A 12825-nucleotide genomic window follows, 5' to 3' on the forward strand; every position below is an offset into this window, starting at 1 on the left:
GACGCTCCCGGCGCGCGCCGCCGCGTGGCGGCAGCGCGATGCCGGTTACGCCGAAAACGCCCGGATCATCCCTGCGGCGACCGTGTGATGCGTCGCCTCGTCGATCAGCACGAACGCGCCCGTGCCCGGATGCGCGTCGTACGTGTCGCACACGATCGGCTTTTGCAGCGTCAGCGCGACGCGGCCGATGTCGTTCATCTTCAGGTCCTGACGGTCGGTCGCGTGCGACAGCGTATGCACGTCGAGCACCTGCTTGACGCCGCCGATCTTCGCGAACACCGTGCTCGTCGTCTGCTTCAGCAGGTACTTGCGCTGCGGCGACAGCGGCGTCTCGTCGAACCAGCACAGGTCCGCCTCGAGCTTCTTCGCGGGCGCGACCGGCTCGGCGGCCGTCACGAACATGTCGCCGCGCGACACGTCGACGTCTTCGTCGAGACGGATCGTCACCGTCTGACCCGCGAACGCGTGCGGCACGGCCGCGGTGCCGCCCGGCACCGGCGCGATGATCTCGGCGACCGTCGCGGGACGGTTCGACGGCAGCACGACGATCTCGTCGCCGACCTTCACCTCGCCCGACTCGATGCGGCCCATGTAGCCGCGGAAGTCGTCGGCCGAGCTGCCGTCCTGACGCGCGACCCACTGCACCGGGAAGCGCAGCGCGTCGTGCGCCTGCGTCGCGACCGGCAGCGACTCGAGCACGTCGAGCAGCGGCTCGCCCGCATACCACGGCATGCGCTCGCTCGCGCCGACGATGTTGTCGCCCTTGAGCGCCGAGACCGGCACGAAGCGCACGTCGGTCAGCCCGAGCTGCTTCGCGAGCGCGACGTACGCGTCGCGGATCTCGTTGAAGCGCGCTTCGCTGTAGTCGACGAGGTCCATCTTGTTGATCGCGACGATCACGTGCTGCAGCGCGAGCAGCTTCACGATCGCGCTGTGGCGCTTCGTCTGCGGCAGCAGTTCGGCAACGCCGTTCTCCACCGTCACGCGCGTCGCGTCGATCAGGATGATCGCCGCGTGCGCGGTCGACGCGCCCGTCACCATGTTGCGCGTGTACTGCTCGTGGCCCGGCGTGTCGGCGATGATGAACTTGCGCTTCGCGGTCGCGAAGTAGCGGTACGCGACGTCGATCGTGATGCCTTGCTCGCGCTCGGCTTCGAGGCCGTCGGTCAGCAGCGCGAGGTCGAGCTCGTCGCCGACCGTGCGCTTGTTCTTCGCACGCGACAGCGCGGACAGCTGGTCGGACAGCACGGCCTTGCTGTCGTACAGCAGGCGGCCGATCAGCGTGCTCTTGCCGTCGTCGACGCTGCCTGCGGTGATGAAGCGCAGCACGCCGAGGTCTTCGGTGTTCTCGATGATGCTCATGATGTGAATGTCCTCGTGTGCGTCAGAAATAGCCTTGCTTCTTGCGCTGTTCCATCGCGGCTTCCGACGTCTGGTCGTCCATCCGCGTCGCGCCGCGCTCGGTGATCTCGGTCACCGCCGTCTCGGCGATGATCTTCTCGACGTCGTCGGCGTCGCTCTCGACCGGGCACGTGCAGGAAATGTCGCCGACCGTGCGGAACCGCACCTGCGCGATCTCGCTCGTCTCGCCCTCGCGCATCGGCGTGAGCGGCGTGACGGGCACGAGCAGTCCGTTGCGGCGGACGATCTCGCGCTGGTGCGCGTAGTAGATCGACGGCAGCTCGAGGTTTTCGCGCGCGATGTACTGCCACACGTCGAGCTCGGTCCAGTTCGAGATCGGGAACACGCGCAGATGCTCGCCCTTGTGCAGGCGCGCGTTGTACAGGCTCCACAGTTCCGGACGCTGCGCCTTCGGATCCCACTGGCCGAATTCGTCGCGGAACGAGAAGATGCGCTCCTTCGCGCGCGCCTTCTCTTCGTCGCGGCGCGCACCGCCGATCATCGCGGTGAAACCGTGCGCGTCGATCGTCTCGAGCAGCGTGACGGCCTGCGCCGCATTGCGCGAATCGGTCTCGCGCCGCAGCACGACCGTGCCGCGCTTGATCGAGTCCTCGACGTGACCGACGATCAGCTCGGCGCCGATCTCCTTCGCCCGGCGATCGCGGAAGTCGATCACTTCTTCGTAGTTGTGGCCGGTGTCGATATGGACGAGCGGGAACGGCAGCGTCGTCTTGCGGTTCGCGCCGAGACCGAACGCCTTCAGCGCGAGGTGCAGCACGACGACCGAATCCTTGCCGCCCGAGAACAACAGCGCCGGCTTGCTGCACTCGGCGACCAGCTCGCGCAGGATATGGATCGACTCGGCTTCGAGCCAGTCGAGATGGCCCATGCGGCTGTCGGCGCCGGTGGGCGGGGCAAAGGCGGATTGCTCGAGCGTCGTGCTCATGGTTTCGGTCCTTCTCTTCTGGGTTCGTGCCGCCCGCTGTCGCGAGCGGCGCAATATTCGATCTTGTCGTTCGGGCTTCAGTGCGATGCGTCGGCGCTTGCGGGAATCGGCGTGATCGCGATGTGCAGGCCGCATTCCTTCGTGTCGCGCGACTCCCACCACCAGCGGCCCGCGCGGCTGTCCTCGCCGGGACGGATCGCGCGCGTACACGGCTCGCAGCCGATGCTCGGATAGCCGCGCGCATGCAGCGGGTTGACCGGCACGCCGAACGCGTCGAGGTACGCCCACACGTCGCGCTCGGTCCAGTCGGCGAGCGGATTGTACTTCGCGATCCCGCGCGCCTCGTCCTGCTCTTCCTCGTGCAGCTCGGCACGCGTGACCGACTGCTCGCGGCGCTGGCCCGTGACCCACGCATCGACGTCGGCGAGCGCGCGGTTCAGCGGCTCGACCTTGCGGATGTGGCAGCACGATTTCCGCAGCTCGACGCTTTCGTAGAACGCGTTCAGTCCATGCTCGGCGACATAGCGATCGACCGCATCCTGCTGCGGGTGGAACTGCTCGATCTCGTAGCCGTAGCGCTCGCGCACGCGGTCGATCATGCCGAGCGTCTCGGCATGCAAGCGGCCCGTGTTCAGCGAGAAGATGCCGATCGCGAGACCCTTCGACAGGATCGCGTGTGTGAGCAGCATGTCTTCCGCCGCGAGGCTGCTCGCGAGCTTCACGTTCGGATGACGCGCGGCGATCTGCGCGAGCAGCGCGTCGAGCCGCTCGACCTTCGCGGCGAGCTCGGGCGTCAGCGCGGTGGCGGTTGCGTTGCTCATGCGCTCACCTTGGCAGCGGACGTCGCCACGTCGGCCGTCGCCGCGCGGCGACGGAACAGCGGCGCCGGCTCGTCGAACGCGCCCTGATAGCGCTGCGTGAATTCGCCGAACGCGTTCAGCGCATCGTGGATGTCCTTGTCCGCGCGCACCGCGAACGCGTCGAAGCCGCAACGCGACATGTACAGCAGCTGGTCGCGCAGCACGTCGCCGATCGCGCGCAACTCGCCGGCCCAGCCGTAGCGCTCGCGCAGCAGCCGCGCGATGCTGTAGCCGCGGCCGTCCGCGAAGCGCGGGAAGTCCACCGCGATCAGCGAGATCGCGTCGAAGTCCGGCGCGAGATCGGCCGGTTCGCTGTCCGGCGCCAGCCACACGCCCAGTTCGTCCTTCGTCTTCGCGGCGACGAGCGCCGCGCGCTCGGCCTGCCACAGGGCGAACGGCACCAGCACCTTGCCGGCCGGCAGCGCATCGACCGCGGGCAGCGCACCGTCTTGCTCCGCGCGCACGACCTGCCATGCGTCGTCGATCACTGCGCGGTTCTTGATAATCGAAGCCATCTGCAAATTCCTTCTACCCGGTTGGTTACGCGTTCACGGTCTGGCGCGCGGCATACACGCGCTCCTTGAACGGCGCGATGCCGATGCGATCGTACGTGTCGATGAAGCGCTCGCCGTCGATGCGCGCTTCGACGAACGTGTCGATCAGCGTCGACACGACGTCGGGCACTTCTTCGGCCGAGAACGACGGGCCGATCACGCGGCCGAGGCGCGCGCCGTTCTGGCCCGTGCCCTGCTCGCCGCCGAGCGACACCTGGTACCACTCCGAGCCGTCCTTGTCGACGCCGAGGATGCCGATGTTGCCGACGTGGTGGTGACCGCACGAGTTCATGCAACCGGAAATGTTCAGCGACAGGTCGCCGAGGTCGTACACGTAGTCCAGATCGTCGAAGCGCTGCTGGATCGCGAGCGCGATCGGGATCGACTTCGCGTTCGCGAGCGAGCAGAAATCGCCGCCCGGGCACGCGATGATGTCGGTCAGCAGCCCGATGTTCGGCGTCGCGAAACCGGCGGCCTTCGCCTTTTCCCACACCGCGAACAGGTCGCGCTTCTTGACGTTCGCGAGGATCAGGTTCTGCTCGTGCGACACGCGCAGTTCGCCGAACGAATAGGCGTCGGCCCAGTCGGCCACCTGCTCCATCTGCTCGGCCGTCGCGTCGCCGGGCGCCGCGCGGTGATTCTTCAGCGACAGCGTGACGGCCGCATAGCCCGGCACCTTGTGCGGCGCGACGTTGCGCTCGACCCAGCGCGCGAACGCCTTGTTCTCGAGCAGATGCTGTTCGAACGAGGCATCGGTGTCCGCGAGCTTTTCGTAGACGGGCGGCTGGAAGTACTGCGACACGCGATCGACTTCCGCCTGCGTGAGCGTCGACGGACCGTCCTTCAGGTGCTGCCACTCTTCCTCGACCTGCTGCGCGAACTTCGCGGGCGACAGCGCCTTCACGAGGATCTTGATGCGCGCCTTGTACAGGTTGTCGCGGCGGCCGTAACGGTTGTACACGCGCAGCACCGCTTCGCAGTACGTGAGCAGGTGCTGCCACGGCAGATCCTCGCGGATCACCGCGCCGACGATCGGCGTACGGCCGAGGCCGCCGCCCGCGAGGATGCTCGCGACCACTTCGCCCTGCGCGTTCTTCTTCAGATACACGCCGAGATCGTGGATCTGCACGGCCGCGCGGTCGTGCTTCGAGCCCGACACCGCGATCTTGAACTTGCGCGGCAGCCACGCGAATTCCGGATGGAACGTCGACCACTGACGCAGGATCTCGGCCCACGGACGCGGATCGATCTCTTCGTCCTGCGCCACGCCCGCGAACTGGTCGGCCGTGATGTTGCGGATGCAGTTGCCCGACGTCTGGATCGCGTGCATCTGCACCGACGCGAGCTTCGCGAGGATCTCGGGCGTTTCTTCGAGCTTGATCCAGTTGAACTGGATGTTCGAACGCGTCGAGAAATGGCCGTAGCCGCGATCGTGCTCGCGCGCGATGCGCGCCAGCATCCGCAGCTGGTCGCTGCGCAGGTTGCCGTACGGAATCGCGATGCGGTGCATGTACGCGTGGCGCTGCATGTACAGGCCGTTCTGCAGGCGCAGCGGGCGGAACTCGTCTTCGCTCAATTCGCCCGACAGCCGGCGGCGCACCTGATCGCGGTACTGCGCGACACGCTCGTCGACGATCGTCTGGTCGTACTGGTCGTACTGATACATTCGGGGACCCCAGGGTTTTCGTGGTGACCGCGCGACGTCCTAGCCACGTCGCGCCCGAATCTCCGTTCCGCCTGCCGCCGGCCTTCCGCTGCCCGGTGGATTGCTAATGACGAAAACAGATATCCATATTTGAAAAACTCCGGTGAATCGTAATAAACTCGCCTTATATTTCAAACGACTAAAAAATTCTGTTGATATGCGGAAGGGTTATAAATGAACCTGCACCAATTTCGCTTCGTGCGCGAGGCCGTCCGGCAGAATTTCAACCTCACCGAGGCCGCCAAGGCGCTGTACACGTCGCAGCCGGGGGTTTCGAAGGCGATCATCGAGCTGGAAGACGAACTGGGCGTCGAGATCTTCACGCGCCACGGCAAGCGCGTGCGCTCGCTGACCGAGCCTGGCCGCATCATCCTTGCGTCGGTCGAGCGGATCCTGCAGGAAGTCGAAAGCCTGAAAAGGGTCGGAAAAGATTATGCGGCGCAGGATCAGGGCAACCTGACGATCGCGGCAACGCACACGCAGGCGCGCTACTCGCTGCCGGCCGCCATCGCCGAGTTCAAGAAGCGCTTCCCGAAGGTGCATCTGTCGATCCTCCAGGGCAGCCCGACGCAGGTCGCCGAGATGGTGATCCACGACCAGGCCGATCTCGCCGTCGCGACCGAGGCGATCGCCGACTACAAGGAGCTTGTGTCGCTGCCGTGCTTTCAGTGGCATCACGCGGCCGTCGTCCCGCCCGATCACCCGCTGCTCGAACGCAAGCCCGTCACGCTCGACGATCTCGCGCAGTATCCGCTGATCACGTACGACGACGCGTTCGCGGGCCGCAAGAAGATCAACCATGCGTTCGCGCTGCGCGGGCTGTCGCCGGACATCGTGCTCGAGGCGATCGACGCGGACGTGATCAAGACCTATGTCGAGCTCGGCCTCGGCGTCGGGATCATGGCCGACATCGCGTTCAATCCCGAGCGCGACCGCAACCTGCGGCTGATCCCGGTCGGCCATCTGTTCGGCAGCAACGTGACGCGCGTCGCACTGAAACAGGGGGCGTATCTGCGCAGCTATGTGTATACGCTCGTCGAACTGCTGTCGCCGACGCTGAACCGCAAGCTGATCGAGCAGGCGCTCAAGGGCGAATCCGAATCGTACGAGCTTTGAGCCGCGTGTATAACGACAGGGGCGCATATCGCGCCCCTTTTTGTTGCCCGACGGAGAATCCCGCATGACGCTTCCCGCCCTGCTGCGCCGCGCCGCCGGCGCCGCCCTCGTGCTCGCGTGCGCGACCGCGCATGCCGACCTGAAGGTCGGCGTCGACCTGTCGTCGACCGGCCCCGCCGCCGCGATCGGCATCACGAGCAAGAACGCGATCCTGATGTGGCCGAAGACGATCGCGGGGCAGCCGCTGCAGGTGACGGTGCTCGACGACGCGTCCGATCCGGGCGCCGCGGTGCGCAATATCCGCAAGCTCGTCGACGAGGATCACGTCGACGTCGTGGTCGGGCCGAACATCACGCCGGCCGCGCTCGCGGCGCTCGACGCGGTCGCGGCCGGCCAGACGCCGATGATCACGCTGGTCGGCTCGGGCGCGATCGTCGAGCCGCAGGAAGGCGCGCGCACCTGGGCGTACAAGATGGCGCAGAGCGACCGCGCGATGGCCGACGTGATGACGCGCTACATGGCGAACCACGGCGTGAAGACGGTCGGCTTCATCGGCTTCGCGGACAGCTACGGCGACAGCTGGCTCAACGAGTTCACGCGCTTCGCCGAGCTGCGCAAGATCCGCGTGGTCGCGACCGAGCGCTTCAACCGCACCGACGCGAGCGTGACCGGCCAGGCGCTGAAGCTGATCGCGGCGAAACCGGACGCGATCCTGATCGCGGGCTCGGGCACGCCGGCCGTGCTGCCGCAGCGCACGCTGATCGAGCGCGGCTACAAGGGGCCGATCTACCAGACGCACGGGATCGCGACGCCGGAGTTCATCAAGCTGGGCGGCAAGGACGTCGACGGCACGCTGTTTCCGACGCAGCCGGTCGTCGTCGCGCGCACGCTGCCGGCCGACCATCCTGCGCGCAAGGCCGCGCTCGCGTTCGTCGACGCGTACGAGGCGAAGTACGGCGCCGGCACGGTCACGCAGTTCGCGGGCGATGCGGCCGGCGTCTATCCGCGGCTCGCCGATGCGGTCGGGCGCGCGGTGAAGGTCGCGCAGCCCGGCACGCCCGCCTTCCGGGCGGCGCTGCGGCGCGAGCTCGAGCGCGCGCACGAGCTCGTCGTGCCCAACGGCGTCGTGAATACGAGCGACAAGGATCACGTGGGCCTCGATCAGCGCGCGAGCGTGATGGGGATCGTCAGGCACGGGCAGTTCGTCTATCTGAGCCAGTGACGGCGCGGCCGCGCGGCTTGCCCGGCGCGCGGTTTTCGGCCATAATCCGCGTTTCGCCGCGCACGATCGCATGCGCGGTCCGAACAAGCCCAGGTGGTGAAATTGGTAGACGCAGGGGACTCAAAATCCCCCGCCGCAAGGCGTGCCGGTTCGATTCCGGCCCTGGGCACCAGACAACGGAAGCGCAGCTTCTCCCCGCCGCAACACCGGCGCGCGACGACTGCCTCCACCACGCGTTCGCACCGCGACGCACCCGCATCGAGCCCCGTGTCGACGACCGGGGCTTTTTCTTTGTCCGCGCCGTCCGCGCGCGGCCACGCTCAGTTCGTCAGCTCGCGGACGAAATCGAGAAACACGCGCACCTTCGCCGACACGAGGTTCGACGCGTGGTAGTACGCGTAGAGCGGAAACGTCTCGTCGGTCCAGTCCGGCAGCAGCAGCGTCAGCCGCCCTTCCGACACGATGTCGCGCGCATACAGCTCGAGCAGCTGCGCGACGCCCGCCCCGCCGAGACACGCACCGAGCAGCGAACCGGTATCGTTGACCATCAGCCGGCCGGCCGCCGCGAACGGCACGACCTCGCCGCCGCGATGGAATTCCCACTCGAACGGCCGCCCCGTGACCGGATCGCGGATCAGCACGCAGCGATGGCCGTCGGCAAGCTCGCGTGGATGCCGCGGTTCGCCGTGCCGAGCAACGTACGCAGGCGACGCGCAGGTCAGCACGCGCGTCTCGAGCAGCAGCCGCGCGCGGTACGACGACGGCTCCGGCACGCCGAAGCGCACCGCGACGTCGAAACCGTCGGCGACGAGGTCGCCCATCCGGTCGCGCACGCTGATCTCGACGGACAGATCCGGAAAGCGCTCGAGGAACGCGGCCAGCTTCGGCGCGAGCACGTAGTGACCGAAGGTGCCGTCGACGTTCACGCGCAGCCGCCCCCTCACCTTCTCCTTCGCGCGACCGGCATCGAGCGCCGCGTCTTCGATGCCGGCCAGCAGCGGCGCGACCGCTTCGTAGAAGCGTCGCCCTTCGTCGGTCAGCGTGATCGCGCGCGCGGTGCGGTTGAAGATCCGGATCCCGATCCGCTCCTCGAGCCGCGCCACCGCGCGGCTCACCGCCGGCTGCGTCAGGCCGATCGCTTCGCCCGCGCGCGCGAAGCTGCCGGCCTCGATCACGGCCGATAGCACGCCGATTCCGCTCAAAAGCCTGCTGTCGAATCGCATCCGACGTACTTTTTGTCATTCATGATCTGAGCATTATTCATTATTTTTATTGGCGGCGGCGGCTTACATTGGTCCTGTCGCCGGCCCGGCCGGCATTCACGAACAAGGAGCAGGACATGAACACATCGAACCAGGTCGCCGTCGTCACGGGTGCGTCGCGCGGAATCGGCGCGGAAATCGCGCGCCGTCTCGCGGCCGACGGATTCAAGGTCGTCGTCAACTACGCGGGCAACGGCGACGCCGCGCGCGACGTCGTCGACGCGATCGCGGCGGCCGGCGGCGAGGCGCTCGCCGTGCAGGCCGACGTCGCGGACGCGAGCGCGGTTGCCGCACTGTTCGACACGGCGACGCGCGCGTTCGGCGGCATCGACGTCGTCGTCAACAGCGCCGGCGTGATGAAGCTCGCGCCGATCGCCGACTTCGACGACGCCGCGTTCGACGAGACGATTGCGATCAACCTGAAAGGCACGTTCAACGTATGCCGCGAGGCGGCGAAGCGCGTGCGCGACGGCGGCCGCATCGTGAACCTGTCGACGAGCGTAATCGGCATGCGCCTGCCGACCTACGGCGTCTACGTCGCGAGCAAGGCGGCCGTCGAAAGCCTCACGCAGGTGCTCGCACAGGAAATGCGCGGGCGCGCGATTCGCGTGAACGCCGTCGCACCGGGGCCGGTCGCGACCGAGCTGTTCCTGCGCGGCAAAGGCCCGGAGCAGATCGAGCGGCTCGCCAAGATGAATCCGCTCGAACGGATCGGCCAGTCCGACGACATCGCGGGCGTCGTCGCCTTCCTCGCCGGCCCCGACGGCGCGTGGATCAACGGTCAGATCCTGCGCGCGAACGGCGGGATGTGCTGATCGCGGTGCGTCAGCGCTGCGCGCAGAACGCGAGGACCGCATCCGCGACGGCCGCGGGCGCCTCGCGCTGCGGAAAGTGCCCGACGCCGTCGAGCAACTGCCGCTCGTAGCGACCGCTGAAGAACCGCTCGCGCCCCGCCGAGCTGTCCGGGTGATTGCATGTGTCCGCGCCGCCATGCAGAACGAGCGTCGGCACCGCCAGCACGGGCGCCGGATTCAGCCGTGCGTCGTCGTCCGCATAGGCCGGCGTGCCGGGCACGAAGCCCCAGCGATGCCGGTACGAGTGCAGCACGACCTCGATCCAGTCCGGTCCGTCGAACGCGACGGCGGCCGCGTCGAACTCGTCGGGCCGATACCAGCCGGGCGGCGACCACGTGTCCCACATCAGGCGCGCGAACGCGCGGCGATCGTCGCGCAGCGCCTGCTCGCCGCGCGCCGTCGCGAGGAACCAGTGGTACCAGTAGTTGCGCGCCTGCTGCAGCGACAGCGGCTGATGCGGATCGTTGGTGCCGTATCCGACCGACAGCATCACGAGATGCGAGGCAGCGCCGTCGCGCAGCCCGCACGCGTTGGCGGCCGCCCGCGCGCCCCAGTCGTGCCCGACCAGCACCGGCCGCTCGAGACCGAGCGCATCGGCGAACTCGAGCACGTCGCGGCCGAGCGCGGCGAGCTGCCCGCTGCGCGGCACCGACGCATCGCGAAACCGCGTCGGCGCAAAGCCGCGCAGTGCGGGCGCGAGCACGCGATAGCCGCGCGCGGCGAGCGCTTCGGCAACCGGCGTCCAGCCGACGGCGCTGTCCGGCCAGCCATGCAGCAGCACGGCCGCACGTTGGCCGCGCGGATTCCATTCGAGATAGGCGATGTCGAGCGACGCAGTGGTCGCATGGGCGTAGGCAGTCATGTGTGCTCCCGTCGATCGGATGGTTCGATGCTAAGCCGCCATTTCGTCACGATTCACGGAGTATCATCGATCACTCGTCACATTTCATGTTGAATGGTCCGATGGAACCGCTGACCGATCCGGCGTCGACGTCGACGTCGCTCGACATCGCGCTGCTGCGCACCTTTCTCGAAGTCGTCGACAGCCGCGGCTTCGCGCCGGCGGCCGAACGGCTCGCACTGACGCCGTCCGCGGTCAGCGGCCACATCAAGCGGCTCGAACAGGCGGCCGGCACCGTGCTGCTCGCACGCACCACGCGGCGGATCGCGCTCACGCCGGCCGGCGACACGCTGTACGCATATGCGCGCAACATCGTCGACATGGAGCGCGAAGTGCGCGCGCGCCTGCGCGGCGCGCCGGCACACGGGCGGCTGCGCGTCGGCGCGTCCGAGGACTTCGCGGCCGCGTGGCTGCCGCAGGTGCTGCGCGCGTTTCGCGATCGCGATCCGCATGCGTCGATCGAGCTGAAGGTCGGGATCACGGCGTCGCTGCTGCGCGAGCAGGCGCTCGGCCGGCTCGACGTCGTGTTCGGCAAGCAGTGCCGGCAGGTCGAGGCGGCCGGCGAACTGCTGTGGGAGGAGCCGCTCGAATGGGCGTTCGCAGCCGACGCGACGCTCGATCGCGAGCGCGAAGTGCCGCTCGCGCTGTTCCCCGAGCCGTGCGTGTATCGCGACGCGGCCGTGTCGGCGCTCGCCGCGTCGCTGCGCCCGTTTCGCGTGCTGTTCGAAAGCGCCAGCATGGCGGGCTGCGTGTCGGCCGCGCTCGCGGGCTTCGCGGTCACGGTGCTCGCGCGCAGCCAGCTGCGCGCCGGACTGCGTACGTGCGGGGCGGCGGACGGCCTGCCCGCGTTGCCGGCCGCGCGGTTCTACGCGTTCACGTCGAAGCCGGACGGCGTCGGTGCGGCGCTGATCGACGCGGTGCGGGACACTGGGCGGACGCGGCAGTTCGCGGCCATGCCGCGCTGAATGGCGCGATGCGGTGCGCGCGTTGTCGCGGACATCGCATCGCGTGTCGCGCCGGATCGTGCCGTACCGCGCCGTCAGTCGCGATCCGCGTCGGCGACACGGTCCGTCAGCGCATCGGCCATCAATTCGCCGAACCATTCGACGAACGCGTTGAGCCGCCGCGACCGATGGCGACGATGCGGATAAACGGCCGAGACATCCATCGGCGCGGGCCGATGCGCGCGCATCACTTCGACGAGCGCGCCGCTCTCGAGCAGATGCGCGACGTCGAAACGCGGGATCTGGATCAGTCCCATCCCGGCGATGCAGCTCGCAATATACGTTTCCGCGTTGTTCACGACGACGCGGCTCGGCAGCGTCAGCGTGTGCCGGCCCGCGTCCGTGCCGTACTCCCAGTCAAGCTCGCGCCCCGTCGTCGGCGACGCATAGCCGATCGCCCAGTGTCCGTGCGCGAGCGCGTCCGGATGCTCGGGCACGCCGTGCTCGCGCAGATAGTCGGGGCTCGCGCAGTTGATCAGCGCGAACTGCCCGAGCGGGCGCACGACGAGGCTGCTGTCCGCGAGCCGCCCGACGCGAATCGCGCAGTCGACGCCCTCCTGCACGAGGTCGATCGACCGGTCGGTCGAGCCGAGCGACAGCTGCAGCTTCGGATGGCGGCGAAACAGCGCCGGCAGCGCGGGCGCGATCACGCGCCGCGCGATCCGGCTCGGCACGTCGACGTTCAGCCGGCCGATCACGTCGCGGTCGCGCCGCCGGAACAGCCGGTCGAGTTCGTCGGCTTCGGACAGCAGGCGCCGGCCGCGCTCGAGCAGCACCGTGCCGTCGGCGGTCAGCTGCACCTGCCGCGTCGTGCGATGCAGCAGCCGTGTGCCGAGCGCCGCCTCGAGCTGCTGAACGGCCGCCGACACCGTCGCGCGCGGCACGTCGAGCGCGTGCGCCGCCTTGATGAAGCTGCCCATCTCGGCAACCTGAAGGAAGATCCTGACCTGATCGAGCTTGTCCATGTGGCTGCGTGCGCCGCCGGCGCCGAAAACGAAAA

The 12825-nt window shown here is 68.2% G+C and carries 12 protein-coding genes and 1 tRNA gene; 5 read left to right on the top strand and 8 right to left on the bottom strand.

All coding sequences use genetic code 11. The features are described from left to right. Positions 1-45 precede the first annotated feature (45 nt). The 5 genes from ACSHSS_RS08875 to ACSHSS_RS08895 all read right to left on the bottom strand — a co-directional run bounded on the left by ACSHSS_RS08875 (position 46) and on the right by ACSHSS_RS08895 (position 5427). Complete coding sequence (locus ACSHSS_RS08875) at positions 46-1362, bottom strand: sulfate adenylyltransferase subunit 1 (RefSeq protein WP_006398576.1); 1317 nt, start codon at positions 1360-1362, stop codon at positions 46-48. A gap of 22 nt (positions 1363-1384) precedes the next feature. Further along, positions 1385-2347, bottom strand: coding sequence for a sulfate adenylyltransferase subunit CysD (gene cysD / locus ACSHSS_RS08880; RefSeq protein WP_006417190.1), 963 nt, complete (start codon positions 2345-2347; stop codon positions 1385-1387). Between the two features lie 77 nt (positions 2348-2424). After that, a complete protein-coding gene (locus ACSHSS_RS08885; protein ID WP_006398574.1) occupies positions 2425-3168 on the bottom strand; it encodes a phosphoadenylyl-sulfate reductase in 744 nt (247 codons plus the stop codon). After that, on the bottom strand, positions 3165-3722 hold the full coding sequence (locus ACSHSS_RS08890) for a DUF934 domain-containing protein (protein ID WP_217044807.1): 558 nt from the start codon (positions 3720-3722) through the stop codon (positions 3165-3167). Before ACSHSS_RS08890 ends, ACSHSS_RS08885 begins: the two co-directional genes overlap by 4 nt. Before the next feature lie 25 nt (positions 3723-3747). Beyond that, the gene (locus ACSHSS_RS08895) at positions 3748-5427 is read right to left on the bottom strand and encodes a nitrite/sulfite reductase (RefSeq protein ID WP_006398572.1); all 1680 of its coding nucleotides are present in this window, start codon (positions 5425-5427) and stop codon (positions 3748-3750) included. A gap of 213 nt (positions 5428-5640) precedes the next feature. Here ACSHSS_RS08895 and ACSHSS_RS08900 point away from each other — a divergent pair, with 213 nt between their 5' ends. From ACSHSS_RS08900 to ACSHSS_RS08910, 3 genes are all read left to right on the top strand, one after another. Further along, positions 5641-6582, top strand: a complete 942-nt coding sequence (locus tag ACSHSS_RS08900; protein WP_006398571.1) for a CysB family HTH-type transcriptional regulator — start codon at positions 5641-5643, stop codon at positions 6580-6582. A 64-nt stretch (positions 6583-6646) separates the two neighbouring features. Further along, positions 6647-7804: an ABC transporter substrate-binding protein gene (locus ACSHSS_RS08905; protein WP_445544839.1), complete on the top strand. Its 1158-nt coding sequence runs from the start codon at positions 6647-6649 to the stop codon at positions 7802-7804. An 87-nt stretch (positions 7805-7891) separates the two neighbouring features. Beyond that, positions 7892-7976, top strand: a tRNA-Leu gene (locus tag ACSHSS_RS08910). Between the two features lie 148 nt (positions 7977-8124). Here the strand turns inward: ACSHSS_RS08910 and ACSHSS_RS08915 are convergent. After that, entirely contained in the window at positions 8125-9027 is a 903-nt protein-coding gene (locus ACSHSS_RS08915) for a LysR family transcriptional regulator (protein ID WP_006398569.1), read from the bottom strand. Between the two features lie 116 nt (positions 9028-9143). Between ACSHSS_RS08915 and ACSHSS_RS08920 the strand changes: the two genes are divergently transcribed. Then, a complete protein-coding gene (locus tag ACSHSS_RS08920; RefSeq protein ID WP_445544840.1) occupies positions 9144-9881 on the top strand; it encodes an SDR family oxidoreductase in 738 nt (245 codons plus the stop codon). Positions 9882-9891: 10 nt separating this feature from the next. On the opposite strand, the gene ACSHSS_RS08925 is transcribed toward ACSHSS_RS08920, so the two are convergent. Next, positions 9892-10782 carry an alpha/beta fold hydrolase gene (locus ACSHSS_RS08925; protein ID WP_445544841.1) on the bottom strand — a complete coding sequence of 297 codons (891 nt, stop codon included), beginning with the start codon at positions 10780-10782 and terminating at the stop codon, positions 9892-9894. 101 nt (positions 10783-10883) lie between these two features. Here ACSHSS_RS08925 and ACSHSS_RS08930 point away from each other — a divergent pair, with 101 nt between their 5' ends. Beyond that, positions 10884-11786 (top strand): LysR family transcriptional regulator, encoded by a 903-nt coding sequence (locus ACSHSS_RS08930; RefSeq protein ID WP_445544842.1) that lies wholly within the window; start codon positions 10884-10886, stop codon positions 11784-11786. A 74-nt stretch (positions 11787-11860) separates the two neighbouring features. Here ACSHSS_RS08930 and ACSHSS_RS08935 read toward each other — a convergent pair whose 3' ends face one another. Beyond that, the gene (locus ACSHSS_RS08935; protein ID WP_445544843.1) at positions 11861-12790 is read right to left on the bottom strand and encodes a LysR substrate-binding domain-containing protein; all 930 of its coding nucleotides are present in this window, start codon (positions 12788-12790) and stop codon (positions 11861-11863) included. Positions 12791-12825 lie beyond the last annotated feature (35 nt).

The sequence above is a fragment of the Burkholderia sp. BC1 genome, assembly GCF_052683555.1.

What these genes read in the sequence shown, in the direction of transcription:
- ACSHSS_RS08905 (WP_445544839.1), top strand. Translation starts at nt 6,647, where the DNA reads ATGACGCTTCCCGCCCTGCTGCGCCGCGCCGCCGGCGCCGCCCTCGTG.
- ACSHSS_RS08895 (WP_006398572.1), bottom strand. Translation starts at nt 5,427, where the DNA reads ATGTATCAGTACGACCAGTACGACCAGACGATCGTCGACGAGCGTGTC.
- ACSHSS_RS08890 (WP_217044807.1), bottom strand. Translation starts at nt 3,722, where the DNA reads ATGGCTTCGATTATCAAGAACCGCGCAGTGATCGACGACGCATGGCAG.
- ACSHSS_RS08935 (WP_445544843.1), bottom strand. Translation starts at nt 12,790, where the DNA reads ATGGACAAGCTCGATCAGGTCAGGATCTTCCTTCAGGTTGCCGAGATG.
- ACSHSS_RS08915 (WP_006398569.1), bottom strand. Translation starts at nt 9,027, where the DNA reads ATGCGATTCGACAGCAGGCTTTTGAGCGGAATCGGCGTGCTATCGGCC.
- cysD (WP_006417190.1), bottom strand. Translation starts at nt 2,347, where the DNA reads ATGAGCACGACGCTCGAGCAATCCGCCTTTGCCCCGCCCACCGGCGCC.
- ACSHSS_RS08920 (WP_445544840.1), top strand. Translation starts at nt 9,144, where the DNA reads ATGAACACATCGAACCAGGTCGCCGTCGTCACGGGTGCGTCGCGCGGA.
- ACSHSS_RS08885 (WP_006398574.1), bottom strand. Translation starts at nt 3,168, where the DNA reads ATGAGCAACGCAACCGCCACCGCGCTGACGCCCGAGCTCGCCGCGAAG.
- ACSHSS_RS08925 (WP_445544841.1), bottom strand. Translation starts at nt 10,782, where the DNA reads ATGACTGCCTACGCCCATGCGACCACTGCGTCGCTCGACATCGCCTAT.
- ACSHSS_RS08875 (WP_006398576.1), bottom strand. Translation starts at nt 1,362, where the DNA reads ATGAGCATCATCGAGAACACCGAAGACCTCGGCGTGCTGCGCTTCATC.
- ACSHSS_RS08900 (WP_006398571.1), top strand. Translation starts at nt 5,641, where the DNA reads ATGAACCTGCACCAATTTCGCTTCGTGCGCGAGGCCGTCCGGCAGAAT.
- ACSHSS_RS08930 (WP_445544842.1), top strand. Translation starts at nt 10,884, where the DNA reads ATGGAACCGCTGACCGATCCGGCGTCGACGTCGACGTCGCTCGACATC.